Below are 24,053 nucleotides of genomic sequence, written 5' to 3' on the forward strand. Positions count from 1 at the left end.
CGAGCCAGGAGGCCCCTGTCAGGTTCGCGGCAGCTGCTTGCCGTAGTCGAGCGTCTGGCCCGGGGCGGGGGCCTCCAGCGGGAAGTCCCGGTCCCACTCGGAGAGCACGACCACACCCGCGCCGCCGCCCCGCGCGAACTGGAGCGGGTACGGGGTGCCCTCCAGGGCGACGTCAAGCGTGCCGCCCTCGCCCTCCGCGCCGCCCTTGACCTTGACCGAACGGATGCCGCCGATCTTGTCGCGGTCACCCTTGACCACGTCTCCGTGCAGGCCGAGCAGCCCGTTCAGGAGCAGGTCCATGTCGGTGAAGCCGCGCAGCTGCTTGTACGAGGGGTCACCCTGGGGCACCTTCACGTACTTGTCGCCGAGCTTGTCGGCGGCCTCGCTGTCGGTCTCCGACGGCTCCGTGGTCGCCTCGCCGCCGCCGTGCGCCCAGAACGCCGCGTCGGCCTTCATGTAGAGCGCGTCACCAATCCGCAGCAGCTCGAAGGTGCTGTTCTTCGTCACGACCGAGCCGGTCGCGCCGTCGTCCTTGAGGCGCATGTTCAGCTTGAACGTGCCGCCCTTGCTGACCAGCGTCCCGGCGAGCCGGACCGACTTCGCGCCGTCGGCGGCCTCCTGCGCCTTCTCCTCGATCGCGCCCGGAGCCAGCTTCCCGACGCCGTTCGTCCCCTCGTCCGGATCCTCCGCACAGGCGGTGAGTCCCGCCGCGAGACCGGCGCACAGCGCCAGCGGCAGGACGGCCCTGCGGATGCGCGCCGAAGTGGGGAGAGCGGTCACCTGCGCTGCCTCTCGTGTCGTCGGTGGGGAGGACGGCAGGTGGCAGCGTACCCGGGCCGGGCGCCGTCGCCGCAGGCAGCCGTACGGGTGCGCTCGCCCGGGCGCCACGGATGGGCACGGGCTAGCCTGAATCCGGCATACCACTGCATTGACCCAGCAATGACCCGGCAGTGACCCGGCAGTGACCCGGCAGTGACCCGGCAGTGACCCGAATCGTGCGGCACCGAGGAGGCGCGTGGCATGGCGGCAGGCGCCCCCCGGATCTTCGTCTCGCACCTCGCCGGTGTCCCCGTCTTCGACCCGAACGGAGACAAGGTCGGCCGGGTCAGCGACCTCGTCGCCATGCTCCGGGTGGGCCGCCGGCCGCCCCGGCTGCTCGGCATGGTGGTCGAGGTGCTCACCCGCCGCCGGATCTTCTTCCCGATGACCCGGATCACCGGCGTCGAGTCCGGTCAGGTCATCACCACGGGCGTCGTCAACATGCGCCGCTTCGAGCAGCGCCCGACCGAGCGACTCGTCCTCGGCGAACTCCTCGACCGCCGCGTCCGGCTGGTCGAGTCGGACGAGGAGGTCACCGTCCTCGACGTCGCCATCCAGCAGCTCCCGGCCCGCCGCGAGTGGGAGATCGACAAGGTCTTCGTACGGCGCGGCAAGCCGGGGGCGCTGCGCCGCAAGGGCGAGACGCTGACCGTGGAGTGGTCGGCGGTCACCGGCTTCTCCCTGGAGGAGGAGGGCCAGGGGGCGGAGAACCTGGTCGCCACCTTCGAGCGGCTGCGCCCCGCCGACCTGGCCAACGTGCTGCACCATCTCTCCCCCAAGCGGCGTGCCGAGGTCGCCGCCGCCCTGGACGACGACCGGCTCGCCGACGTCCTGGAGGAGCTGCCGGACGACGACCAGATCGAGATCCTCGGGAAGCTGAAGGAGGAGCGGGCGGCGGACGTCCTGGAGGCGATGGACCCGGACGACGCGGCCGACCTGCTCTCCGAGCTGCCCGAGGAGGACAAGGAGCGGCTGCTCGCGCTGATGCGGCCCGACGACGCCGCCGACGTACGCCGGCTCCTCGCGTACGAGGAGCGGACCGCGGGCGGTCTGATGACGACGGAGCCGATCGTGCTTCGGCCGGACGCCACGGTCGCCGACGCCCTGGCCCGCGTACGGCAGCAGGACCTCTCCCCGGCGCTCGCGGCGCAGGTGTACGTGTGCCGGCCGCCGGACGAGACGCCGACGGGGAAGTACCTGGGCACGGTGCACTTCCAGCGGTTGCTGCGGGATCCGCCGTTCACGCTGGTCAGCTCGCTGGTCGACAGCGATCTGCCGCCGCTCGGCCCGGACACCCCGCTGCCCGCCGTGACCAGCTATCTCGCCGCGTACAACATGGTCGCGGCGCCGGTGGTGGACGAGAGCGGGTCGCTGCTCGGCGCGGTCACCGTGGACGACGTGCTCGACCATCTGCTGCCCGAGGACTGGCGCGAGACGGAGTTCCACGAGGAGGGGGTGACGCATGGCGGCTGAGCGCACGCACGACCGGGAGCGGGAGAAGGAGCGGGAGCGGGAACGGGAGCGCGCGGCGATGCCCCGCATCCGGCTCGATCTGCCGCGGGAGCGACGGCTCAGGCTGCTGCCCGAGTACGACCCGGAGGCCTTCGGGCGGTTCTCGGAGCGGATCGCCCGCTTCCTGGGGACCGGGCGGTTCCTCGTCTGGATGACCCTGACGATCATCGTCTGGGTGCTGTGGAACATCTTCGCGCCGGGTCCGCTGAAGTTCGACGAGTACCCGTTCATCTTCCTGACGCTCGCCCTGTCGCTCCAGGCCTCGTACGCGGCCCCGCTGATCCTCCTCGCCCAGAACCGGCAGGACGACCGGGACCGGGTCAATCTCGAACAGGACCGCAAGCAGAACGAGCGGTCCATCGCCGACACCGAGTACCTGACCCGGGAGATCGCGGCGCTGCGGATGGGGCTCGGGGAGGTGGCCACCCGCGACTGGATCCGCTCCGAGCTCCAGGACCTGATCAAGGAGATGGACGAGCGCGTGGACGGCCACCGGGACGGGCATCGTGACGGCCATCGGGAGGGGTCAGGGGGCCGCCGCGATCTATTCCCCCCGGGCGGCGATCGCGGACGTGACGTAACCGACCGCTGACACTCTTTCCGGCGCCGGTGGTCCGCGCCGTACCATCTCCATATGGCTACGGAAGACGCGGTGCGCGAAGCACTGGCGACGGTGAACGACCCCGAGATCAACAAACCGATCACCGAGCTCGGCATGGTGAAGTCGGTGGAGATCGGATCCGACGGCAGGGTCGCCGTCACGGTCTACCTCACCGTCTCAGGCTGCCCGATGCGCGACACGATCACGCAGCGCGTCACGGACGCGGTCGCCCGGGTGGAGGGCGTCACCGCCGTCGACGTCACGCTGGACGTGATGAGCGACGAGCAGCGCAAGGAGCTGGCGTCGGCCCTGCGGGGTACGACGGCCGAGCGCGAGGTCCCGTTCGCCAAGCCCGGCTCGCTGACCCGCGTGTACGCGGTCGCCTCCGGCAAGGGCGGCGTCGGCAAGTCCTCCGTGACCGTGAACCTGGCGGCGGCGATGGCCGCCGACGGCCTGAAGGTCGGTGTCGTCGACGCCGACATCTACGGCCACTCGGTGCCCCGCATGCTGGGCGCGGACGGCCGTCCGACCCAGGTCGAGAACATGATCATGCCGCCGTCGGCGAACGGCGTGAAGGTCATCTCCATCGGCATGTTCACCCCGGGCAACGCCCCGGTGGTGTGGCGCGGCCCGATGCTCCACCGAGCCCTTCAGCAGTTCCTCGCGGACGTGTACTGGGGCGACCTGGACGTCCTCCTGCTCGACCTGCCCCCGGGCACGGGCGACATCGCGATCTCGGTGGCGCAGCTGGTGCCGAACGCGGAGATCCTGGTCGTCACGACCCCGCAGCAGGCGGCGGCCGAGGTCGCCGAGCGGGCGGGCTCGATCGCCGTCCAGACCCACCAGAAGATCGTCGGCGTGGTCGAGAACATGGCCGGCCTGCCGTGCCCGCACTGCGACGAGATGGTCGACGTGTTCGGCACGGGCGGTGGCCAGCGGGTCGCCGAGGGCCTGACGAAGACCACGGGCGCGACGGTCCCGGTCCTCGGCTCCATCCCGATCGACGTCCGCCTGCGCGAGGGCGGCGACGAGGGCAAGCCGGTCGTCATCACCGACCCGGACTCCCCGGCGGGCTCGGCCCTCCGCGCCATCGCCGCCAAACTCGGCGGCCGCTCCAGGGGCCTCTCGGGCATGAGCCTGGGGATCACCCCGCGCAACAAGTTCTGAGGTCGGAGAAAAGGGCGCCCCCTGCCGGGGGCGCCCTTTCGCGTTCCTACGAGGCGTACGCCTCAAGGTCCTGGACTCCCGCGAACCCCAACCCGTACGCGCTCATCCCCCGCCCGTACGCCCCGATGTGCACCTCACCCGCGGACCCCGCCAGCACCCACCCGAACTCGGACTCCCGGTAGTGGAACGGCACCGGAACCCCGTCCACCGGCAGCGACAGGGTCGACCACTCCGCCCCCGCCAGATCGTCCGCCAGCTCGAAGGCCGTCTCGGTCTGCTGGTCCAGCCAGTCGTCCCGCAGCGCGTGGTCCAGCTGCGCGGGCCAGGTGTACGCGAGAAGTCCCGAGCCGGCCAGCCAGGCCGCGGACGAGACCGTGGTCGCGTCGAGCACCCCCGTACCGTCCCCCGACCTCCGCACCGGGCTCGCCGCGACCGTCACGACGACGGCGAAGCGCTCCTTCTCGGCGGCACTCGCGTCGGACTTTATCGACGGCTCGTCCCCGTGGCCCATCGATCCGTGCTGGACGGTCCCGTCCGCCGCCGTGCCGACCTGCATCAGCCAGCGCGGTCCGGTGAACGCGTCGTCAAGTCCGTACCAGGTGAAGGGTGCGCGCAGAAAGCCTTCGGCGGTACGCCGGGCTGCGGGCACTCCCTCCACCCGACTCGTCGTCTCCATCTCGGCCGCCTCCTCGATCCGTCGTGTCCGCGACGGCGGACAACAGATGGAGGATAGCCACCGGCTCACGTCAGGGTGCGTCAGCCCAGGTGGTCAGGGAGAGTCAGGTCGCGTCGGAGTCGTAGGGGGGCCGCTCGCCGGCGCCCGGCTTGTCCTGCTTCTTCAGCAGGTCCGGCGAGCCGTTGACCGTCGCGGGGACGGTGGCGGCAGCGGCGGCCGAGGGCTCCGACTCGCGGCCGTGCACCGCGTCGGCGACCTCGTTCATCTCCTTCTTGAGGTCGAAGCTGCTGCGCAGGTCCTTCAGCTCCTTGAGATCCTCGTTCCCGTCCAGCTGCTTGCGCAGGAAGGTCTTGGGGTTGAGGTCCTCGAACTCGAAGTCCTTGAACTCCGGGCCCAGCTCGGTACGGATGTCCTGCTTGGCGCTCTCGGAGAAGTCCCGGACCTTGCGGACGAACCGCGAGACGTCCTGGATGACCTTCGGCAGCTTGTCCGGGCCGAAGACGAGCACGGCGAGGACCACGAGCGCCACGAGCTCGAGTATGCCTAGGTCGTTGAACACCTTGCTGCTCCTTACACGGGGTCCGGGGCCCGCTCCACGGTACCCGCCGAAACAGCCGGGCGGGTACCTTGCGGTGTCCCCCACATGGCGCTCAGTCGCCCTGCGAGGAACCGAGCGTCAACGTCTTGGTCTGATCCTTGCCGCCACGCTTCAGCGTGAGCTCCAACTGGTCGCCTGGGCGGTGGGCGCGGATCTTCACGATCAGCTCCTCGCCACTACGCACCCGCTGGCCGTCGACCTTGGTGATGATGTCACCGGGCCGGATGCCGGCCTTCGCCGCCGGGCCGCCGGGGGTGACCGAGGCGGTGCCGTCCTTGCCCTTCTCGCCGACGCGCGCGCCGTCGCCGTTGAACTGCATGTCGAGGCTCACACCGATGACGGGGTGGGTGGCCTTGCCGGTGTTGATGAGCTCCTCGGCGACCCGCTTGCCCTGGTTGATGGGAATGGCGAAGCCGAGGCCGATGGAACCGGACTGACCGCTGCCCTCGCCGCCGGAGCCGTCACCGGCCGCACGGATCGCACTGTTGATGCCGATGACCCGGGCCTTGGAGTCGACCAGCGGACCGCCCGAATTGCCCGGGTTTATCGGCGCGTCGGTCTGGAGGGCGTCGACATAGCTGATGTCACTGCCGTCGCCCTTCTTGCCGCCGGCCGTGATCGGGCGCTCCTTGGCGCTGATGATCCCGGACGTGACGGTGTTCTGGAGGTCGAAGGGGGCACCGATGGCGACGACGGGGTCGCCGACACGGACGTTGTCCGAGTTGCCGAGCGGGAGGGGCTTGAGGCCCGACACCCCGGTGACCTTGACGACGGCGAGGTCGTAACCGCTGTCCTTGCCGACGAGCTTGGCCCGCGCGGTCTCGCCGCTGCTGAAGGTGACGGTGATCTCGCCGGACGAGGCGGCCGCGTCGACCACGTGGTTGTTGGTCAGGATGTTGCCCTGGGTGTCCAGGACGAAGCCCGTGCCGGTACCGGAGGAACCGGCGCCGCTGACGTGGAGCGTGACCACGCTCGGCAGGGCGCTGGCGGCGATCCCGGCGACCGACTCGGGGGCGCGGTCGCCGCCCTCGACACCCGCCTGCGGCAGCTCGACGGTGGTGATGCCGCCGTTGCGCTCGACGTACGCGCCGACGGCGCCGCCGAGGACGCCGGTCAGCAGCGCGAACAGCAGCGCGCCGGCGATCGCGGTGCCACGGCGGGAGCGGCGCGGCTTGCCGATCGGCTCGGCCCCGATGGTCAGCGGCGCGCCGGACGCGCCGGACGCGCCGGGCGCGCCCCAGGGGTCGTACTGCACCCACTGCGCCGGCTGCGGCGCGGGCGGGTGCGCGGCGGCGACGGGCGGGGCCGCGACGGGGTGCGGGGCGACCGGCTGCGGCGCCGTCGGCTGCGGTGCGGTCGGCTGCGGCGGTACGGGGACTCCGTGGGCCGGGGTCGCCATGGGCCGCTGTACGGGCGGCGCGGGCGCCCAGGGCCCGGGCTCACCGTAGGGCGGTGTCCGGTACTCGTCGGGCTCGTGCAGGGGCTGCGGCTGGGCCTGGACAGGGTCCTGCGGGTCCCGCGGCTCGACCGGCGCGGGAGCCGGCGCCTGTGCCTGTGCCTGCTGCGGTACGGGGACGGGCGCCGTGTCCTCCGTCGAGGAGGCGGGCGCGTCGTTCGTGGCCGGGGTCGCGGGGGCGGCGAGGGTGAAGTCACCCTCGTCCGCGACCGGCGGTTCCGGTATCCCGGCCTCTGGCGGCGTACCCGTCGGCCGACTCCACCACTTCGGCTTCTGGCCGGTCGACTTCCCGTCGTTCATGCTCTCCCCGCAACAGCTGGCCTGTCCGCGCCCGCCTCACGGCGGGCGCCCGTGCCGAGGATTCAATCAGGTCCGGCGTCAGCGGTGGGAGGTGAGCGGTGTCGTCGTCGGTCTGGAGTCCGAGAGCGGGGACGGAGCCGGGGTGACGGACGAGCCGCCGAGCGTGTTGAACCCGGACGTGAACGCGAGGCTCAGGGCCGGTCCCGTGGGTCGTACGAACGGGGAGAGCTCGAAGACCGACTGCGTCGACGGACCCCGGAGCCGGACGGCCGAGGCGGTCGCCGCCGAACCGCCCGGAAGCAGGGGTCCGGCCGCCACCGTGCCGGTCGTCGAACCGGCGCCGATCGGGCTCGACGAGGAGCCGATGGCCGTCCGCTCCTCGCTGCGCCCGCCGCGCCCGGAGGCCGTGCCCGCGTTCGTCGCCGTGCCCGTACCGGAGCCCGTACCCGTACCGGATCCCGCGCCCGTGCCGGCCGCGGCGGACCTGAGCGGGGTCACGTTCGTGCCCGTGCCCTCGCCGCGCGCGCCCAGGTTCACCGTGGACTCCAGCGGCAGGGCGCCGCCGAGCGCTATCGCGGCGAAGGAGACCGCGCTGGCGGCCGCGATGCCGAAGCGCCGGCCCCGCCAGGACGAGCGGTCGTGGTCGGGGCGGCCGCCGACGGCGTGGATGCGGAAACCGGAGTGGTGCGGGGAGACGGGCGCGGCCGTCGCGAAGCCGTCCGACCTCATCGCGCCGAGTCCGCCCCCGACGCCTCCGGCGCCGCCACCTCCGACGCCGCCGCCTCCGCCGCCCAGACCGAAGAGCTCGTCGAAGGGTCCCCGACGGTCGTCACCCCCCGGATCGCCAGGGCCCCCGGGCAGCCCCTGAAGGCGTGCGAGGAACCCCTCGGAGGGCGGTGGGGGTGCGGTGGTGGCGAAGACGCTCTTCAGCCGGCGCTGGGCGTCGGCCTCCGCCTTGCATTTGGCACAGGTCGCGAGGTGCGCGAGGACCCGCTCGCGGGCGTCGTGGCCGAGCTCCCCGTCGACCAGCGCGGCGAGTCGGTCCCCGAGGTGCTGCTCCGCGGGGGTCGGGCCGGCAGGACTGATGCTCACGCCGTTCCGCCCTCCCAGCCGACGGCGGCCAGCGCACGCTCCGCCCGGGCCTCGGGGGAACGGTGCTTGAGCGCCTTGCGCAGGTGCGAGCGGCCGCGGTGGATCCGGCTGCGGACCGTGCCGAGCTTCACGCCGAGGGTGGCGGCGATCTCCTCGTACGACAGTCCTTCGATGTCGCAGAGGACGACCGCGGCCCGGAACTCGGGCGCGAGGGTGTCGAGGGCCTGCTGCACGTCCGCGTCGAAGTGCGTGTCGTTGAAGGCCTGCTGCGGGGAGGGCTCCCGGCTGGGCAGCCGCTCGGCCGCGTCGTCGCCGAGCGCGTCGAACCGGATCCGCTGCTTGCGGCGGACCATGTCGAGGAAGAGATTGGTGGTGATGCGGTGGAGCCAGCCCTCGAAGGTGCCCGGCGTGTACGTCGACAGCGAGCGGAAGACGCGGACGAAGACCTCCTGCGTGAGGTCCTCGGCGTCGTGCTGGTTGCCGGTCAGCCGGTACGCGAGGCGGTAGACCCGGCCACTGTGCGTGCTGACGATCTCCTCCCAGGTGGGCGGAGTCCACGCCTGCGATTCCGCATCCGATGCGAAGGTCGCGGTGGTGGGAGCGGAGTCGGCGGTGCGGATTCGGTCAGCGGTGTCGGTCACGGATTTCGGCTCACCCGCCGACCTGAGAAGACGCCGAAGCACTCCTCCCCGATCCACAGGCGCAGCCGCACCTCCCCTGTCGGCTCTGGTGGTGTCCAGTGGAGCCCCTACCATAGCCACCTCGCCCGTTAGCTCCGGATAAGAATCTTTACGCGAATTTGGGGACGGCCTAGGCCGCTGCCCCTCACTGGCGCCTCACCCTCTCTGAACGCGCGGTCCCATCTGCGGGTTCCCGGGTGCAGCGGATACAGTCACGGTTGCGTCAACTACGGGGACAGGAGAGGGCCATTACCGCCAACCGGCCGACGAGCTGGGCGTTCGCCGACGCCTTTGTCGCCGAGGACGAAGCGCTGCGCTGGGCCCGTGACCGGGCCCGGGAGGCAGGGCTGCCCTCGGTGTCACCGGGCACCGGCGCCGCGCTGCGCCTGCTTGCGGCGACGGCGGACGCGAAAGCGGTGGCCGAAATCGGTACCGGCACGGGCGTGTCCGGGATCTACCTGCTGCACGGGATGCGGCCGGACGGGGTCCTGACGACCGTGGACCTGGAGCCGGAGCGCCAGCAGTTCGCGAAGACGGCCTTCCGGGCGGCGGGCTTCGCCGGGAACCGGGCGCGTTTCATCCCCGGCCGCGCCCTGGACGTACTGCCGCGGCTCGCGGACGGCGGGTACGACCTCGTCTTCTGCGACGGCGACCGGCTGGAGTGCCTGGACTACCTCGCTGAATCGTTGCGCCTGCTGCGACCGGGGGGGCTGGTCTGCTTCGAGGGCGTCTTCGCGGACGGCCGCACGGTCGACTCGGCGGCGCAGCCGGCCGAGGTGCTGCGGATACGCGAGCTGCTGCGCGCGGTCCGGGAGAGCCAGGAACTGCTGCCGTCACTGCTGCCGGTGGGCGACGGCCTACTGTGCGCGGTCCGCCGCGGCTGACGCCCGCCGCCCCGGCACCTGCCGCCGGTAAGCACGGACCGATCCCTGACGCGGGCAGACCCATGACGCGGGGCGATCCCTGACGCGGGGCGATCCCTGACGCGGACCCGCCCATGACGCGGGCGGACCCACGACGCGAGCTGAACCCTGCCCCGGACCCGTCCCTGACGCAGGCTGACCCATGAGACGCGAGCCGGAACCTGACGCGGGCGCCCCTCAACGCGGGCCCAACCCAGACCCGGACGCGCCCCTGACGCGGCCGAACCCTGCCCCGGACCCACCCATGACGCGGACCCGCCCCTGACGCGGGCCCAACCCTGACCCGGACCCGCCCCCGACGCGGGCGAACCTTGACGCGGACCCACCCATGACGCGGGCGGACCCACGACGCGAGCCGAACCCCGACCCGGACCCGACCCCGACCCCGGACCGACCCCCTACGCGGGCGCAGCGGGTGCTGATACACCCCTGCCCCGGCGCGGTGGGTACCGTGCCGGGGCAGGAGTGGACAATCCTGGCTTGTCGCGTCAGCCGACTACCTGCTTCAGGGCGTCGCCGAGTGCTTCGGCCTCGTCCGGCGTCAGCTCGACGACAAGCCGACCGCCGCCTTCGAGCGGAACGCGCATGACGATGCCCCGCCCCTCCTTGGTCACCTCGAGCGGGCCGTCGCCCGTCCGCGGCTTCATGGCCGCCATGCTTGTTCCCCTTCCTGAAACCAGCTCTTCGTCAGCCGACGGCCCCTGATCGGGAGCACACGTCACCGGCATCGAACACATTGCTTCCTGGTCATTATCCCGCATCACAGGACCCGATGACCAACATCGGATCGCATCGCTTGCGCAACGCGCTTCCGCAAAACCGCCCATTTCGGCGATCGGCCTGCGATACTTCGCCGCCGCCGCGCCACCATCCTGCCACCAGGCTTTGACGCAGCTCACATGTGCGGGGTGCGTGATCTCCGCCATGCTGGGCGGATCAGGGACGCGAAGAAGCGTTGAAGACGCGAAGGGAAGCCGCGATGGCCGACACCGTGCTGTACGAAGTGACCGACGGACTCGCCACGATCACGATCAACCGGGCCGAGGCCATGAACGCGATGAACGTCGAGGCGAAGGTCGCCCTGCGGGACGCCGCGGAGGCGGCCGCGGCGGACCCGGCCGTACGCGCGGTGCTGCTGACGGCGGCGGGCGACCGGGCCTTCTGCGTGGGGCAGGACCTGAAGGAGCACGTGGGCCTGCTGACGGCGGACAAGGAAACCGGGTCGCGGGCGACGATGAACACCGTCCGGGACCACTACAACCCGATCGTCCGGGCGCTGACCGGCATGAAGAAGCCGGTGGTGGCGGGCGTGAACGGGGTCGCGGCGGGGGCGGGCTTCGGCTTCGCGCTGGCGGCGGACTACCGGGTGGTCGCGGAGACGGCCGCGTTCAACACTTCCTTCGCCGGGGTGGCGCTCACCGCCGACTCCGGCATGTCGTGGACGCTGCCGCGGCTGATCGGCCCGAGCCGCGCCTCGGACCTGCTGCTCTTCCCGCGTTCGATCAGCGCCCAGGAGGCGTACGAACTCGGCATCGTGAACAAGCTCGTCCCGGCCGCCGAGCTCGCCGCCGAGGCCCGGAAGATCGCCCGCACCCTGGCCGAGGGCCCGACGGTGGCGTACGCGGCGCTGAAGGAGTCCCTGGCGTACGGCGCGGACCACTCGCTGTCGGAGGCCCTGGAGAAGGAGGACGAGCTCCAGACGGCCGCCGGCGCCTCCGAGGACCACACGATCGCGGTCCAGGCGTTCCTGGCGAAGGAGAAGCCGAAGTACGTGGGCCGGTAGCGGCGGATCGCCGCTACCGGCCTCCGGAGCCCCCTGGGAACCCCGTCGAACGAGTGGTGTGCGCGTCTATATGATCCGCTCACCACTCGATCTGTTCGAGTGCGTTCTCATCGACTTCACACGCACATCACCTGGGGGGGTTCCGTGCGTTCTTCTTCCGTGCCCGCGATCTGTTCGCGGCACGCTCACCGCCGCTCTGACAATCGGCCTGGCGTCAACGGCTCTGGCCGCCCCGGCGCAGGCGGCAGACGGCTGGGAGCGGTGTCCCTCCGGCAAGGTCTGCGCCTTCAGCAAGCCGCTGTACCAGGGAGACATGCTGGTCGTCAGCAAGCCGATGTACTCCCTCGGCGCCTGGGACAACCGCATCCGCTCCTTCGTGAACCACAGCGCGGACGCGGTCTGCTTCTACCCGCAGCCCGGCTTCGCTCCCGAAGGGTCCGTGCACTTCTACACCTCGGAGTCCTTCGACGAGAGCGCGTACCCCGAGCTCGACCGCGCCGCCAGCTCGATCGACGTCGGGCCGGAGGCGGACGACTTCTGCGGGTCAGAGAGCCGGATCCCGACCTGGTACGGCAGCGAAGCCATTCCGAAGCTCCGCCCCGCCTCGTCGTCGACGCTCGGCGCGTTCGGCGACGTCAACACGACGGCTACGCCGACCTGCTCACCCGTGACGCGGCCGGCGTGCTGTGGACCTACCCAGGCAACGGACGCGGCACGTTCTCCGCCCGTAAGCAGGTCGGTAGCGGGTGGAACGCCATGAACCGGCTGGCGGCTCCCGGTGACATGACCGGGGACGGCAGGGCCGACCTCGTCGCCCGCGACGGCTCGCGCTCGCTGTGGCTCTACCCGGGCAATGGGCGGGGCGCTTTCTCCGCTCGTAAGAAGCTGCCGTACGCCTGGCCGCACAACGAACAGCTGCTGACCGTCGGGGACGTGACCGGGGACGGCCTGTCCGATCTCATGCGGACGGTCAACCGCCGCGAGCTGTACATCGACGCCGGAGACGGCCGAGGCGGCATCGGCGCCCCGCAGTACACGATGACGTTCGACTCCGCCGCCGGCGTGCACGTCTTCTGACGCGCACCGCGGCCGTCCGGCGGAACGGGCCGGATGTGGCCCGGGGTGCCCCTACTGGGCGCCCCGGGACACGCAGTCCTTGAGGTGGTCGTCGACCAGGCCGCAGGCCTGCATCAGGGCGTACGCCGTCGTCGGGCCGATGAAGCGGAGGCCGCGCTTCTTAAGGGCCTTCGAGAGGGCCGTCGACTCGTCCGTCACCGCCGGGACGTCGCCGGTCGTCAGAGGGGCCGGGCGCGCCGCCGGGTCGGGGGCGTAGGACCAGATCAGGGCGTCCAGCTCACCGGGGGCCCACTCGGCAAGCGCCTTCGCGTTCGCCATCGTCGCGTCGATCTTCGCGCGGTTGCGGATGATGCCCTCGTCCACGAGGAGCCGCTCCCGGTCCGCCTCGCCGAACCGCGCGACCGAGGCGATCTCGAAGTCGGCGAAGGCCCGGCGGAAGCCCTCGCGGCGGCGCAGGATCGTGATCCACGACAGGCCGGACTGGAACGCCTCCAGGCAGAGCCGCTCGAACAGCGCGTCGTCCCCGTGGACCGGGCGGCCCCACTCCTCGTCGTGGTACCTCACGTAGTCCTCGGTGGACAGGCCCCAGGGGCAGCGGAGCCTGCCGTCCGGGCCGGGGATCGCCTCGCCGGTCACTGGTCCTCGTCCTTCCGCAGCGAGGGGCCGGACGACGGGCCCCGACCGCGCAGCGCCTCCTCCAGCTCCGCGATCCGCGCGTCCCGCTCCGCGAGCTCGGCGCCCAGGCGCCCGAGGACGTCGTCGACGTCCGCCATGCGGTACCCCCGCGCCGTCACCGGCAGCCGGAGCTCCTCGATGTCGGCGCGGTCCACCGGGCGGGTCGCCGGCAGCGGGTCGACCAGCCGCTCGGGCGCCACCTCGGGCAGCACCTCGCTGTCGCCCCCGCCGATCACCGCGAGCGTGACCGCCGCGACGACCACGACCATCGCGATCAGCAAAAACCAGAACACCAGCGCGCCTCTCCCCGAAGTGGAAAACGTCCCACCGCCGATCGTGCCATGCGCCACCGACAGTTAGGGTCGCAGGCGAACGGACGCGAGGGAGGACAAAAGGGATGCTGCGCTTGGGACGGCGTGAATTCGGGCCGCACGAGCCGGTGATCATGGCGATCGTGAACCGGACGCCCGACTCCTTCTACGACCAGGGCGCCACCTTCCGCGACGAGCCCGCCCTCGCCCGCGTCGAGCAGGCGGTCGCCGAGGGCGCCGCCATCATCGACATCGGCGGGGTGAAGGCGGGCCCCGGCGAGGAGGTCACCGCCGAGGAGGAGGCGCGCCGCACGGTCGGTTTCGTGGCGGAGGTACGGCGCCGGCACCCGGATGTCGTCATCAGCGTCGACACCTGGCGCGCCGACGTCGGCGAGGCGGTCTGCGAGGCCGGCGCGGACGTCCTGAACGACGCGTGGGGCGGCGTGGACCCCCGGCTCGCGGAGGTCGCCGCCCGGTACGGCGCCGGTCTCGTCTGCACCCACGCGGGCGGCGCGAAGCCCCGGACCCGGCCGCACCGGGTCACGTACGAGGACGTGGTGGCCGACATCCTGCGGGTCACGGTGGGTCTGGCCGAGCGGGCGGCCGAGCTGGGCGTGCGGCGGGACGGGATCATGATCGACCCGGGTCACGACTTCGGGAAGAACACCCGGCACAGTCTGGAGGCGACGCGGCGGCTCGGCGAGATGACGGCGACGGGGTGGCCGGTGCTGGTGTCGCTGTCCAACAAGGACTTCGTCGGCGAGACGTTGGACCGGCCGGTCAAGGAGCGGGTGTTGGGGACGCTGGCGACGACGGCCGTGTCGGCGTGGTTGGGGGCGCAGGTGTACCGGGTGCACGAGGTGGCCGAGACGCGGCAGGTACTGGACATGGTGGCGTCCATCGCGGGGCACCGGCCTCCCGCCGTGGCCCGGCGAGGGCTGGCGTAACACGGAAGGGGCGGGGCGCCTGCGGCGGGCTTTTCCCCACCCCGCCCCTTCCCGAACCGGGGCTCCGCCCCGGACCCCGGTCCTCTTACCGGCCCGTCTCCTTCGTCACCAGCGCGACCGCCTCGTCCACGTCGTCCGTCACGTGGAAGAGGAGGAGGTCCCGTTCCGAGGCCTTGCCGCCGGCGACGACCGAGTCGCGGAGCCAGTCGACCAGGCCCTTCCAGTACTCCGTACCGAAGAGCACGATCGGGAAGCGGGTCACCTTGCGGGTCTGGACCAGGGTGAGTGCCTCGAAGAGCTCGTCGAGGGTGCCGAGGCCGCCCGGGAGGACCACGAAGCCCTGGGCGTACTTCACGAACATCGTCTTGCGGACGAAGAAGTAGCGGAAGTTCACGCCGATGTCGACGTGCGGGTTCAGCCCCTGCTCGAAGGGGAGCTCGATGCCCAGGCCGACCGAGATGCCCTTGGCCTCCCGGGCGCCCTTGTTCGCCGCCTCCATCGCGCCCGGGCCGCCGCCCGTGATCACCGCGAAGCCCGCGTCCACGAGCGCGTGGCCGAGCCGCACGCCCGCCTCGTACTCCGGCGAATCGGGCTTCGTACGCGCCGAGCCGAAGACGCTGATCGCGCTCGGCAGTTCGGCGAGGGCGCCGAAGCCCTCCACGAACTCGGACTGGATGCGCATGACCCGCCAGGGGTCGGTGTGCACCCACTCCGAGTCACCCTCGGTGTCCAGCAGACGCTGATCCGTGGTGCCCGGCTGGACCTGGTCCCGGCGCCTCAACACCGGTCCCAGCCGCTGCTCCTCCGGCTTCGACGCTCCCTCGGGGATACCCATGGCCTGCTCCCTCCACCGATCCACTGATCTTCTGATTCGGTCAGGGTAGGTCCACAGACGTGACAAAAAGCAGAATTTCGGCTGTCAGGCAGTGAGCCAGTCGCGGAGGCGTGCCTCGCAGTGGACGATCCGCTCCACGACGACGTGCTCGTCGACCTTGTGCGCGTAGATCGGGTCGCCGGGGCCGTAGTTGACCGCGGGGACGCCGAGGGCGCTGAAGCGGGCCACGTCCGTCCAGCCGAACTTGGGGTACGCCGTGCCGCCGACCGCCTTCATGAACGCCTCGGCCGCCGGGTGGGAGAGGCCGGGCAGGGCGCCGCCGCTGTGGTCGTCGACGACGAACTCGGCGACGCCGCAGTCGGCGAAGACCTCGCGGACGTGCGCCTCGGCCTCGGCGGGGGTGAGGTCGGGGGCGTAGCGGTAGTTGACGACGACCGTGCAGGCGTCGGGGATGACGTTGTTGGCGACGCCGCCCTCGATCCGTACGGCGTTGAGCCCCTCGTGGTACTCCAGGCCGTCGATGACCGGCTTGCGCGGCTCGTACGCGGCGAGGCGGGCGAGGATGGGGGCGGCGGTGTGGATGGCGTTGGAGCCCATCCAGGAGCGCGCGGAGTGGGCGCGCTCGCCCTCCGTGTGCAGGAAGACGCGCAGCGTGCCCTGGCAGCCGCCCTCGACCTCGGCGTTCGAGCCCTCCAGGAGGACGGCGAAGTCGCCCTCCAGCCAGTCCGGGTGGGCCTCGGCGACCTTCCCGAGGCCGTTGAGGTGGGCGGCGACCTCTTCCTGGTCGTAGAAGACGAAGGTGAGGTCGCGGTTGGGCGCGGGGACGGTGGCGGCGATGCGGAGCTGGACGGCGACGCCCGACTTCATGTCGGAGGTGCCGCAGCCCCACAGGATGCCGTTCTCGTCGAGGCGGGACGGCACGTTGTCGGCGATCGGCACGGTGTCGATGTGACCGGCGAGGATCACCCGCTCCTCGTGACCGAGGTTCGTCCGGGCGACGACGTTGTTGCCGTGCCGGTCGACGGTGAGGTGCGGCAGGGTCCGCAGGGCCTGCTCGATCGCGTCGGCGAGCGGCTTCTCGGTCCCGCTGACCGAGGGGAAGTCGACGAGCGCGGCGGTGAGCGCGGGGCCGTCCTGTGTGAGGTCCAGAGGAGCGTTGTCAGCCATGTGCCGACCCTAACCCGGCCTCCAGTACGGTGGGCCCCGTGTCCGAGTCCAGCCGTAACCCCCGCACCGCCCGCACCGGCCGCCGGAGCCGTCTCGCCCGGTACACGGCCGCCTTCGCCGTGCTCTGTGGCCTGGCCGGCTATGTGGCTGTGCACCATGTCACGGGCTCCAAGGGTGCGCCTGTGTGCCGTGTGGGCAGTGGCCAGAACACATACGAGTTCACGCCCGAGCAGGCGTCGAACGCCGCGACGATCTCGGCCGTGGGCACGACGCGGCGGATGCCGGAGCGGGCCGTCACGATCGCCCTGGCGACGGCGCTCCAGGAGTCGGCGCTGCGCAACATCCGGCACGGGGACCGGGACTCCCTCGGCCTGTTCCAGCAGCGGCCGTCGATGGGGTGGGGAACCCCGGAGCAGATCATGGACCCGGTGTACTCCTCGCGAAAGTTCTACGACGGTCTTGCGAAGGTCCCGGGGTACTCGCGGCTACCGCTGACGGTGGCGGCGCAGAAGGTGCAGCGCAGCGGTTTCCCGCAGGCGTACGCGAAGCACGAGCCGGACGCGACGGTGCTCGCCGCCGCGCTGACGGGCCGCTCGGCGGCCGCGCTGAGCTGCACGACGAGCGCGGTGGGCACCGGGGAGCCGGGCGACCCGGCGAAGGTACGGGCGGAGCTGGTACGTGCCTTCGGCGAGAAGGCCGCCCCGAAGGCGCCGGCGGGCGGCAGCGCGGGTACGGGTGCGGGTACGGGTGCGGGTGCGGGCAGGAACGTCGGCGGCGGCGCGGGCGCGCAGGCCGGGGCCGCCCCCGCCGTGCTCTCCGTACCCGTCCTCGCGACCTCGGGCACGGACGACCAGCGCGGCTGGGAGCTGGCCCACTGGGCGGTGGCGCGCGCGGAGGGCCTGCGGATCGCGGAGGTGGCGTACGCGGGCAAGGTCTGGCGCGCGAGCGACACCTCGGGCGCCTGGACCCGGTCGAGGACGACGGACGCGGCGAGCGAGGGAACGGTCCGCATCCGGCTGGAGCAGTAGGCGAGGCAGGGCCGGGCGGGGCCGGGACCCGCAGGCGGGGCGGCCGGCGAGGCGGCCGGCCGCACGGTGGCCGGCAGCGCGGTGGCCGGCAGCGCGGTGGCCGGCAGCGCGGTGGCCGGCAGCGCGGTGGCCGGCAGCGCGGTGGCCGGTCGCGCCGTAGTCGGTCGGACCGTGACTCGCTCGATGGCGCGCACCGTCGAGCACACGGACAGCGCGTGGTGACCAGCCGCGACCGTGGTCGACGGCGCCGCAATCGGTCGCGCCGTAACCGGTCGGACCGTGACCCGCGCGACAGCGCGCACCGTCGAGCGCATGGACGCCCGCCCGACCACTCGCCCGCCCAGCCGCCCGCCCGGGAGCTCACACCGGCCACTGGCCCGACAGCCGGCCCCGCCCGACGCGCTCCCGGCGCCCCCGCCCGGCACCCCCCGCCCTGGGCTCTCCCGCAGGCCCACTCACCGGTCGCGCACCCGTACGGAGGGTCACCCGATCGTGTATTCGGTGGCATCATCCGGCACCTAACCCGCACCAACCCCCACTCCCCTTATCCCGCAAGGGGAGTGACGGTTCAGCAGGGCTTGGATCTTCGGCGCGTTCGTCCGCTTTCCTCCCCACCTGATAATGCGATGCATCGCACGGGCTTTACCTTCGACCGCCGAAACCTCCCCCTCCCCCGCCTCGGTTGAGCACGGCGTCAGAACGTCCTCTCCGTCGAAGGAGCACCATGTCCCTCCCCCTGACCCGTCGGATCGCCCGCGCCGCCCTCATCGTCGCGGCCGGAGCAGCCCCCGTGGTCGGTGCGGCCGGCTCCGCGAGCGCCATGGACCACAACATCGCGCCCACGGGTGCCCTCTCCGGCATCAGCTCGCTGGACGGCGCCGGTGTCGGCAACGCCGTCGACGGTGCCTCGCAGACCGCCACCGGTGTCGTCGGCGACACCGGCAGCAAGGCCGTCGGCAAGGCCGTTCCGGCCGCCGGCAAGACCGTGGGCGCGGCCGGCAAGACCGCCACCCCGGCCGCGCAGCAGATCGCGGGCGAGACGGCCGGCAACGCGGGCCAGGTCGTCGGCGAGACCGCCCCGTCGGCCGGCGGCCTCGGCCAGGGCCTCCCGACCGGCGGCGTCCCGTCGCTGGGCGGCCTGCCGATCGGCGGCTGATCGCCTTGGGTTCGCCGGAAGACCGGCGGCTGAAACCCCCGTACAGGTAACCTCCAGCACCTGTTACGGGAAGGGCCCGGGAAGCACACGCTCCCCGGGCCCTCTCGTATGCGTCGCGTACGTACGAAGGTCAGGCCGCCAGGCGCTTGACCGCCGCCTCGACCCGCTCGTCCGTCGCCGTGAAGGCCACCCGGACGAACCGCTCCCCCGCCGTCCCGTAGAAGTCCCCCGGCGCGACCAGGACGCCCTTGTCGGCCAGGTACGCCACCGTCTGCCAGCACGGCTCGTCCCGCGTCGCCCACAGGTAGAGGCTCGCCTCGCTGTGCTCGATCCGGAAGCCGTGCGCCTCCAGCGCGGCCCGCAGCGCCGCGCGCCGGGCCGCGTACCGCTCGCGCTGCTCGGCGACGTGCGCGTCGTCGCCCAGCGCGGCGACCGTCGCGGCCTGCACCGGGGCGGCCGTCATCATGCCGCCGTGCTTGCGGATCTGGAGCAGCTCGCCGAGGACGGCCGCGTCGCCCGCGATGAACGCGGCGCGGTAGCCGGCCAGGTTGGAGCGCTTGGAGAGCGAGTGGACGGCGACGATGCCCTCGTACGTACCCCCGCAGACGTCCGGGTGCAGGACCGAGACCGGGTCGGCCTCCCAGCCCAGCTCCAGGTAGCACTCGTCGGAGAAGACGAGGACGGAGTGCTCGCGCGCCCAGGCCACGATCCGGATCAGCTCGTCCTTGGCGAGGACCTTGCCGGTCGGGTTGGACGGCGAGTTCAGCCACAGCAGCTTCACGCGCGCCGGGTCGAGCTCCGTCACCGGGTCGTCGTAGACGACGGGCTCCGCGCCGCAGAGCCGGGCGCCGACCTCGTACGTCGGGTAGGCGAGGCGCGGGTACGCGACCTGGTCACCGGCGCCGAGGCCGAGCTGCGTCGGCAGCCAGGCGACGAGCTCCTTGGAGCCGACGACCGGCAGCACGTTGTGGTGGGTGACGCCGACCGCGCCGAGCCGCCGACCGCACCAGCCGGTGAGCGCGTCCCGCAGCTCGGTGGTGCCCCAGACCGTGGGATAGCCGGGCGAGTCCGCCGCCGCGACCAGGGCGTCCTGGATCAGCGCCGGGACCGGGTCGACGGGCGTGCCCACGGACAGGTCCACGATGCCGTCCGGGTGGGCGACCGCCGTCTTCTTGTACGGCTCCAGCTTGTCCCAGGGGAAGGCGGGGAGGCGCGAGGAGACTGCGCCCGAGACTGCGCTCACGAGATGGCTCACTTCGTCGTACGTAGGGGAAACGCGTCGGTCCCGTACAGCGGGCGAGGCCGTACGGGACCGAGGGCGATCAATGGATCAGTCAGCCGTTCTGCGGCGGCAGCGCGGCGATGAAGGGGTGGTCGCGCTCGATGAGGCCGAGCTTGGAGGCACCACCGGGCGAACCGAGCTCGTCGAAGAACTCGACGTTCGCCTTGTAGTAGTCCTTCCACTCCTCCGGGGTGTCGTCCTCGTAGAAGATGGCCTCGACCGGGCACACCGGCTCACAAGCACCACAGTCGACGCATTCGTCCGGGTGGATGTACAAGGACCGGGAGCCCTCGTAGATGCAGTCGACGGGGCACTCCTCGATGCATGCCTTGTCCTTGACGTCGACACAAGGCTGCGCGATGACGTAGGTCACGCTGTCGTTCCTCCTCGGTAGGGCTGGTCTGCGCGGGAGCGCGGCGTCGTCGATGCCCGCCTCTAGTATCTCCGTTCTTGGGGACGATCCGAACAGGAGGGGCGGAGAAGCTGTGGAATTCACCGCTGGAGGGCGCCTTGAGGTGCGTATTACCCACGCTGACGTGGGAAAACGTGTCTCAGTTCGGTACGTGACGGATGCGGCTGACCCGGGTGGGAAATTCACTGACGCGGTAGGAGTTCTCACATCCTGGGACCACGGTGTGGTCTTGATCACACGCAGGACGGGTGAGGCCGTCCGAATCGCGGAATCCACCCTGGTCGCGGGCAAGGTCGTACCCGCCGCCCCGGCGCGCAGGCGCGGCCCCGCCGCCTCGTTCGAGGAGCTGGCGCGGGCGATGGCGCGCGGGTGGCAGCCGGTGGAGAGCGAGGCGCTGGGCGACTGGACGCTTCGGGCGTCGGGCGGCTTCACCCGGCGGGCCAATTCGGTGCTGCCGCTCGGCGACCCCGGGCTGCCGATGGAAGCGGCCCTCGCGCGGGTGCGCGAGTGGTACGCGGAGCGGGACCTGCCCGCGTACGTCCAGACGGCGACCGGTGCCGAGGGCACGCAGGAACTCCTCTGCGCCGACCTTGAGCGGCACGGCTGGCGGGCGGAGGTGACGGCGGAGGTACGGGTCGGGGGGCTCGCCCCGGTCGGCGACCTGGACGCGGACGTCGCGCGGGTGCGGCTCGCGCGGAACGTGGACGAGTCGTGGCTCCGTCGCTACAACCGGTCGGGTGGGGGCGGGGCGGGTGGTGGCGGGGCCGGTGTGGTCGGGCCCCATGTGTTGAGCGTTCTGTCCAGCGGCCCGAGTGTGTGGTTCGCATCCGTACCGGGCACGGGAGACATACCGGCGGCGATCGGACGGTGTGTGGTCGACGGCCGCTGGGCCGGGTTCATGGCGGTGGAGGTCGACCCGGCGTACCGGCGCCAGGGTCTGGCCACGGCGGTGATGACGGCGCTGGCCCGGCAGGCCCTCGACGAGGGCGCGTCGGCGGCCTGGCTCCAGGTGGAGACGGACAACGACGGGGCGCGGGCGATGTACGAGCGCATGGGCTTCGCGGTCCATCACCACTACCACCACTACCGACCGGCGGATGTGTGAGGGAGGTGACCGGGGTGGACGGCGTGACCGGCGCCGACGACTGGCGGCGGGAGTTCGCCGAGGAGGCCCGTACGCGGCGGCCGGACCTCGCGCGGCTCTGCCTGCTGATCGGGGCGATGGCGGACGACGGCCTGACCGAGGCCGACCTGGACGCGGCGGAGATCGAGCTCGACCGGCTGGCCGGGGAACTGCCGTACGGCCTGCACGACCCGGCGGACTGGGTGACCGCGCTGGCCCGGCTGCTGGGCGGACGGTACAACTTCCAGGGCGTCCCGGCCGACTACCAGCGCCTGGAGTCGTCGCTGCTGCACGAGGTGCTGAAGCGGCGGCGGGGCCTTCCGATCCTGCTCTCCGTGGTGTGGATGGAGGTGGCGCGGCGGGCGGGCGCGCCGGTGTACGGCCTCGGCCTGCCTGGCCACTTCGTGATCGGCTTCGGCGACCCGTCGGCCCAGGTCTTCGCGGACCCGTTCGCGGGCGGCCGGCCGATGACCGGCGTGGACGCGGAGCTGCTGGTCGCGGGCGCGACGGGTGAGCCCCTGGAACCGTCGATGCTGCGCCCGGCGGACCCGCTGGACATCGTCCTGCGCATCCTGAACAACATCCGCGCCTGGGCCGCGCCCCGCCCGGAGCGCTCGGCGGTGGCGCTGTGGGCGGTGGAGCTGTCCCTGCTCCTCCCCTCCCACCCGGCCCGGCTGCGCTACGAGCACGCGGAGCTGCTGGTGCAGCGGGGCGAGTTCCAGGCGGGCGCGGCGGAGATGGAGGCGTACGCGACGGTCGTGGACGCGGTGGAACCGAGCGCGGCGGCGTCGATCAGGAACAGGGCGCAGGCGGCGCGGGCGCTGCTGAACTAGGGCGTCCTCCCGCCCGGGTCCAGGGGAGCCCTCACGGGGAGGGGGTGACCAGGACCAGGGGGATCTCGCGGGCCGTCGCGGTGCGGTACTCCGCGTAGGAGGGCATCGCCGCCACGATCACGGGCCACAGTCGGGCCGCTTCGGCGGCGGTGGCGGGCCGGGCCGTCGCCGCGAAGGTGGCCGTGCCGACCTGGAGGGTGACCTCCGGGGCGGCCAGCAGATTCAGGTACCAGGCCGGGTGGCGGTCCGAGCCCGCGTTGGACGCGGTCAGGACGTACGCGTCGCCGTCCCGGACGTAGGCGAGCGCGGTGCGCCGCAGCAGGCCGGACCTGCGGCCCCGGGTGGTGAGGAGCAGGTCGTTCACCCCGGGGCGCGGGTTTCCGCCGGTCTCCTCGAAGCGGCGGATGTGGTCGGCGATCCAGGGGGTGGGGTTGTCGTGGGTCTGCTCGACGGTTCCGGCCATGTCCGTTGTCTCCCTCGTCCGAGTCGTCGTCTTTGTCATGCGGAGGAACCCCCGCTCATCGACCTCACGCGGCGGCCACTCCCACGTGCACCTGCTTCAGGGTCGGCTCCTCGATCTCGTCCAGCAGCGCCCGCGCGAAGTCCGCCGGGGTGATCCGGCTGTCGGCGGCGGCCGGGGCGACCGCGTACCCGCCGGTGGGCTCGCCCTCGTGGTCGAAGTCCCCCGCCGGGCTCAGCACCAGCCAGTCCAGCGCCTCCGGCGCGGCCGCCGCGGCCGACCGCAGGGCCTCGGTGCCGGCGCCGTGACCGACGTAGAACTCCCGCCACTCCTGCGGGTACCCAGGGGTGTCCATGAGCAAGTCCCCTGACGCGGTGGGCAGTACGGACGCCAGCCCGACCGACACCAGCCGCTTCACCCCGGCCTTCGGGAGCCCTTCCGCGAGGGCGCGCGCGACGGCGGGGAAGAAGTCCCCGGGGCGCGCCCCGGAGTCGTACACGGCGACGATCGCCGCGTCGTGCCCGTTCGCGAGCGCGACCACCGCCTCCGGGTCCGTCACGTCCCCGTCGACCCGTCCCGCCTCGGTCACCGCGTGGCCCCGCAGTCGTGCCTCCGCCACGGCAGCCCTGCCGACCCGGCCGGCCGCCCCGAACACGATGATCCTGCTCCTGCCGCTGCTCTTCGTTTCCATGGGCAGGAGCGTAGGACGAGGGGTGGTATCCGATCGGATACCTCCCTACGGTGTGGATCATGACGACCACACAGGCGGGACGCGCACCGCTGGACCCCGAGATGTTCGACCCCGTCTGCCCGTCCCCGCTGGTGCCGTTCCGGATCGGCGACAAGTGGGCCACGCTGATCCTGCGGTGCCTGGAGGACGGCCCCCGCAGGTTCTCCGAGCTCAAGGTCCCGCTGCGCGGCATCACGGCCAAGTCGCTGACCGCGTCGCTACGGAGGCTGGAGCAGGACGGTTTCGTCGTACGGGAGGAGTACGAGGCGGGCGGCCGGTACGGAGCCCAGCGCCACGTCCAGTACACCCTCACCCCGCTCGGCCACGGCCTGCTGGGCCCGCTGGACGCCGCTTGCGAGTGGACGCGGGACCACTGGGAGGAGTTGCTCGATACGCAGGAGGGGCGGTAG

Annotated in this window: 27 protein-coding genes and 2 pseudogenes; 14 read left to right on the forward strand and 15 right to left on the reverse strand. The window is 72.2% G+C overall.

Going from position 1 to position 24,053, the window contains the following annotated elements:
• Positions 1-18: 18 nt before the first annotated feature.
• The gene (locus Q5762_RS08130) at positions 19-780 is read right to left on the reverse strand and encodes a hypothetical protein (RefSeq protein WP_315891314.1); all 762 of its coding nucleotides are present in this window, start codon (positions 778-780) and stop codon (positions 19-21) included.
• Positions 781-1,020: 240 nt separating this feature from the next.
• On the opposite strand from Q5762_RS08130, the gene Q5762_RS08135 reads away from it, so the two are divergent.
• The 3 genes from Q5762_RS08135 to Q5762_RS08145 are packed head-to-tail and all read left to right on the forward strand — an operon-like array spanning position 1,021 to position 4,099.
• Entirely contained in the window at positions 1,021-2,292 is a 1,272-nt protein-coding gene (locus Q5762_RS08135; RefSeq protein WP_315891315.1) for a magnesium transporter MgtE N-terminal domain-containing protein, read from the forward strand.
• Positions 2,282-2,923 carry a DUF1003 domain-containing protein gene (locus tag Q5762_RS08140; protein WP_315891316.1) on the forward strand — a complete coding sequence of 214 codons (642 nt, stop codon included), beginning with the start codon at positions 2,282-2,284 and terminating at the stop codon, positions 2,921-2,923. Before Q5762_RS08135 ends, Q5762_RS08140 begins: the two co-directional genes overlap by 11 nt.
• A gap of 42 nt (positions 2,924-2,965) precedes the next feature.
• Positions 2,966-4,099, forward strand: coding sequence for an Mrp/NBP35 family ATP-binding protein (locus tag Q5762_RS08145; protein ID WP_315891317.1), 1,134 nt, complete (start codon positions 2,966-2,968; stop codon positions 4,097-4,099).
• A 46-nt stretch (positions 4,100-4,145) separates the two neighbouring features.
• On the opposite strand, the gene Q5762_RS08150 is transcribed toward Q5762_RS08145, so the two are convergent.
• The 5 genes from Q5762_RS08150 to sigE form a co-directional block, all read right to left on the reverse strand.
• Positions 4,146-4,775 (reverse strand): hypothetical protein, encoded by a 630-nt coding sequence (locus tag Q5762_RS08150; RefSeq protein ID WP_315891318.1) that lies wholly within the window; start codon positions 4,773-4,775, stop codon positions 4,146-4,148.
• A gap of 103 nt (positions 4,776-4,878) precedes the next feature.
• A complete protein-coding gene (locus Q5762_RS08155) occupies positions 4,879-5,334 on the reverse strand; it encodes a sec-independent translocase (RefSeq protein WP_315891319.1) in 456 nt (151 codons plus the stop codon).
• Between the two features lie 91 nt (positions 5,335-5,425).
• On the reverse strand, positions 5,426-7,129 hold the full coding sequence (locus tag Q5762_RS08160) for a trypsin-like peptidase domain-containing protein (RefSeq protein WP_315891320.1): 1,704 nt from the start codon (positions 7,127-7,129) through the stop codon (positions 5,426-5,428).
• Positions 7,130-7,207: 78 nt separating this feature from the next.
• Positions 7,208-8,215 carry a zf-HC2 domain-containing protein gene (locus tag Q5762_RS08165; RefSeq protein ID WP_315891511.1) on the reverse strand — a complete coding sequence of 336 codons (1,008 nt, stop codon included), beginning with the start codon at positions 8,213-8,215 and terminating at the stop codon, positions 7,208-7,210.
• A 2-nt stretch (positions 8,216-8,217) separates the two neighbouring features.
• Complete coding sequence (gene sigE, locus Q5762_RS08170) at positions 8,218-8,976, reverse strand: RNA polymerase sigma factor SigE (RefSeq protein WP_260229026.1); 759 nt, start codon at positions 8,974-8,976, stop codon at positions 8,218-8,220.
• A 143-nt stretch (positions 8,977-9,119) separates the two neighbouring features.
• Between sigE and Q5762_RS08175 the strand changes: the two genes are divergently transcribed.
• Positions 9,120-9,785, forward strand: coding sequence for an O-methyltransferase (locus Q5762_RS08175; RefSeq protein WP_315891321.1), 666 nt, complete (start codon positions 9,120-9,122; stop codon positions 9,783-9,785).
• 527 nt (positions 9,786-10,312) lie between these two features.
• Here the strand turns inward: Q5762_RS08175 and Q5762_RS08180 are convergent.
• The gene (locus Q5762_RS08180) at positions 10,313-10,480 is read right to left on the reverse strand and encodes a DUF3117 domain-containing protein (protein ID WP_006346801.1); all 168 of its coding nucleotides are present in this window, start codon (positions 10,478-10,480) and stop codon (positions 10,313-10,315) included.
• A 323-nt stretch (positions 10,481-10,803) separates the two neighbouring features.
• On the opposite strand from Q5762_RS08180, the gene Q5762_RS08185 reads away from it, so the two are divergent.
• From Q5762_RS08185 to Q5762_RS08200, 4 genes and pseudogenes are all read left to right on the forward strand, one after another.
• On the forward strand, positions 10,804-11,607 hold the full coding sequence (locus Q5762_RS08185) for an enoyl-CoA hydratase-related protein (RefSeq protein WP_315891322.1): 804 nt from the start codon (positions 10,804-10,806) through the stop codon (positions 11,605-11,607).
• Positions 11,608-11,677: 70 nt separating this feature from the next.
• Positions 11,678-12,037 (forward strand): annotated as a pseudogene (locus Q5762_RS08190) (peptidase inhibitor family I36 protein); the annotation flags it as partial.
• 251 nt (positions 12,038-12,288) lie between these two features.
• Positions 12,289-12,360: pseudogene (locus Q5762_RS08195) on the forward strand (hypothetical protein); the annotation flags it as partial.
• A gap of 3 nt (positions 12,361-12,363) precedes the next feature.
• Entirely contained in the window at positions 12,364-12,684 is a 321-nt protein-coding gene (locus Q5762_RS08200; RefSeq protein ID WP_315891523.1) for a VCBS repeat-containing protein, read from the forward strand.
• A gap of 51 nt (positions 12,685-12,735) precedes the next feature.
• Here the strand turns inward: Q5762_RS08200 and Q5762_RS08205 are convergent, their stop codons facing one another.
• Both Q5762_RS08205 and Q5762_RS08210 read right to left on the reverse strand, forming a co-directional pair.
• The gene (locus Q5762_RS08205) at positions 12,736-13,320 is read right to left on the reverse strand and encodes a DNA-3-methyladenine glycosylase I (RefSeq protein WP_315891323.1); all 585 of its coding nucleotides are present in this window, start codon (positions 13,318-13,320) and stop codon (positions 12,736-12,738) included.
• The gene (locus tag Q5762_RS08210) at positions 13,317-13,652 is read right to left on the reverse strand and encodes a DivIVA domain-containing protein (protein WP_315891324.1); all 336 of its coding nucleotides are present in this window, start codon (positions 13,650-13,652) and stop codon (positions 13,317-13,319) included. Before Q5762_RS08210 ends, Q5762_RS08205 begins: the two co-directional genes overlap by 4 nt.
• Positions 13,653-13,756: 104 nt before the next feature.
• On the opposite strand from Q5762_RS08210, the gene folP reads away from it, so the two are divergent.
• Positions 13,757-14,617 (forward strand): dihydropteroate synthase, encoded by an 861-nt coding sequence (gene folP, locus Q5762_RS08215; protein WP_315891325.1) that lies wholly within the window; start codon positions 13,757-13,759, stop codon positions 14,615-14,617.
• Positions 14,618-14,702: 85 nt separating this feature from the next.
• On the opposite strand, the gene Q5762_RS08220 is transcribed toward folP, so the two are convergent.
• Entirely contained in the window at positions 14,703-15,452 is a 750-nt protein-coding gene (locus tag Q5762_RS08220; protein ID WP_315891326.1) for a TIGR00730 family Rossman fold protein, read from the reverse strand.
• An 84-nt stretch (positions 15,453-15,536) separates the two neighbouring features.
• The gene (gene dapE / locus Q5762_RS08225) at positions 15,537-16,619 is read right to left on the reverse strand and encodes a succinyl-diaminopimelate desuccinylase (protein ID WP_315891327.1); all 1,083 of its coding nucleotides are present in this window, start codon (positions 16,617-16,619) and stop codon (positions 15,537-15,539) included.
• A 29-nt stretch (positions 16,620-16,648) separates the two neighbouring features.
• On the opposite strand from dapE, the gene Q5762_RS08230 reads away from it, so the two are divergent.
• Positions 16,649-17,647 (forward strand): hypothetical protein, encoded by a 999-nt coding sequence (locus Q5762_RS08230; RefSeq protein WP_315891328.1) that lies wholly within the window; start codon positions 16,649-16,651, stop codon positions 17,645-17,647.
• 724 nt (positions 17,648-18,371) lie between these two features.
• Positions 18,372-18,803, forward strand: a complete 432-nt coding sequence (locus Q5762_RS08235) for an ATP-binding protein (RefSeq protein ID WP_315891329.1) — start codon at positions 18,372-18,374, stop codon at positions 18,801-18,803.
• Between the two features lie 130 nt (positions 18,804-18,933).
• Here Q5762_RS08235 and Q5762_RS08240 read toward each other — a convergent pair whose 3' ends face one another.
• Positions 18,934-20,046: a bifunctional succinyldiaminopimelate transaminase/glutamate-prephenate aminotransferase gene (locus Q5762_RS08240; protein WP_315891330.1), complete on the reverse strand. Its 1,113-nt coding sequence runs from the start codon at positions 20,044-20,046 to the stop codon at positions 18,934-18,936.
• A 91-nt stretch (positions 20,047-20,137) separates the two neighbouring features.
• A complete protein-coding gene (gene fdxA / locus Q5762_RS08245; protein WP_003985062.1) occupies positions 20,138-20,458 on the reverse strand; it encodes a ferredoxin in 321 nt (106 codons plus the stop codon).
• A gap of 112 nt (positions 20,459-20,570) precedes the next feature.
• On the opposite strand from fdxA, the gene Q5762_RS08250 reads away from it, so the two are divergent.
• Together Q5762_RS08250 and Q5762_RS08255 are read left to right on the forward strand one after the other, a co-directional pair.
• A complete protein-coding gene (locus Q5762_RS08250; RefSeq protein ID WP_315891331.1) occupies positions 20,571-21,602 on the forward strand; it encodes a GNAT family N-acetyltransferase in 1,032 nt (343 codons plus the stop codon).
• Between the two features lie 5 nt (positions 21,603-21,607).
• Entirely contained in the window at positions 21,608-22,453 is an 846-nt protein-coding gene (locus Q5762_RS08255; protein ID WP_399494757.1) for a tetratricopeptide repeat protein, read from the forward strand.
• Positions 22,454-22,484: 31 nt separating this feature from the next.
• On the opposite strand, the gene Q5762_RS08260 is transcribed toward Q5762_RS08255, so the two are convergent.
• Together Q5762_RS08260 and Q5762_RS08265 are read right to left on the reverse strand one after the other, a co-directional pair.
• Positions 22,485-22,916, reverse strand: a complete 432-nt coding sequence (locus tag Q5762_RS08260; RefSeq protein ID WP_315891333.1) for a nitroreductase/quinone reductase family protein — start codon at positions 22,914-22,916, stop codon at positions 22,485-22,487.
• Between the two features lie 64 nt (positions 22,917-22,980).
• A complete protein-coding gene (locus Q5762_RS08265; RefSeq protein ID WP_315891334.1) occupies positions 22,981-23,604 on the reverse strand; it encodes an NAD(P)H-binding protein in 624 nt (207 codons plus the stop codon).
• Positions 23,605-23,663: 59 nt separating this feature from the next.
• On the opposite strand from Q5762_RS08265, the gene Q5762_RS08270 reads away from it, so the two are divergent.
• A complete protein-coding gene (locus Q5762_RS08270) occupies positions 23,664-24,053 on the forward strand; it encodes a helix-turn-helix domain-containing protein (RefSeq protein ID WP_315891335.1) in 390 nt (129 codons plus the stop codon).

The organism is Streptomyces sp. P9(2023) (genome assembly GCF_032436795.1).
Classification (GTDB): Bacteria; Actinomycetota; Actinomycetes; order Streptomycetales; family Streptomycetaceae; genus Streptomyces.

Coding starts and splice junctions, on each gene's coding strand:
- dapE (WP_315891327.1), bottom strand. CDS start 16,619: ATGGCTGACAACGCTCCTCTGGACCTCACACAGGACGGCCCCGCGCTC.
- Q5762_RS08145 (WP_315891317.1), top strand. CDS start 2,966: ATGGCTACGGAAGACGCGGTGCGCGAAGCACTGGCGACGGTGAACGAC.
- Q5762_RS08185 (WP_315891322.1), top strand. CDS start 10,804: ATGGCCGACACCGTGCTGTACGAAGTGACCGACGGACTCGCCACGATC.
- Q5762_RS08200 (WP_315891523.1), top strand. CDS start 12,364: ATGAACCGGCTGGCGGCTCCCGGTGACATGACCGGGGACGGCAGGGCC.
- Q5762_RS08160 (WP_315891320.1), bottom strand. CDS start 7,129: ATGAACGACGGGAAGTCGACCGGCCAGAAGCCGAAGTGGTGGAGTCGG.
- sigE (WP_260229026.1), bottom strand. CDS start 8,976: ATGGTAGGGGCTCCACTGGACACCACCAGAGCCGACAGGGGAGGTGCG.
- Q5762_RS08270 (WP_315891335.1), top strand. CDS start 23,664: ATGACGACCACACAGGCGGGACGCGCACCGCTGGACCCCGAGATGTTC.
- Q5762_RS08140 (WP_315891316.1), top strand. CDS start 2,282: ATGGCGGCTGAGCGCACGCACGACCGGGAGCGGGAGAAGGAGCGGGAG.
- Q5762_RS08220 (WP_315891326.1), bottom strand. CDS start 15,452: ATGGGTATCCCCGAGGGAGCGTCGAAGCCGGAGGAGCAGCGGCTGGGA.
- Q5762_RS08260 (WP_315891333.1), bottom strand. CDS start 22,916: ATGGCCGGAACCGTCGAGCAGACCCACGACAACCCCACCCCCTGGATC.
- folP (WP_315891325.1), top strand. CDS start 13,757: ATGCTGCGCTTGGGACGGCGTGAATTCGGGCCGCACGAGCCGGTGATC.
- Q5762_RS08265 (WP_315891334.1), bottom strand. CDS start 23,604: ATGGAAACGAAGAGCAGCGGCAGGAGCAGGATCATCGTGTTCGGGGCG.
- Q5762_RS08235 (WP_315891329.1), top strand. CDS start 18,372: ATGTCCCTCCCCCTGACCCGTCGGATCGCCCGCGCCGCCCTCATCGTC.
- Q5762_RS08180 (WP_006346801.1), bottom strand. CDS start 10,480: ATGGCGGCCATGAAGCCGCGGACGGGCGACGGCCCGCTCGAGGTGACC.
- Q5762_RS08135 (WP_315891315.1), top strand. CDS start 1,021: ATGGCGGCAGGCGCCCCCCGGATCTTCGTCTCGCACCTCGCCGGTGTC.
- Q5762_RS08150 (WP_315891318.1), bottom strand. CDS start 4,775: ATGGAGACGACGAGTCGGGTGGAGGGAGTGCCCGCAGCCCGGCGTACC.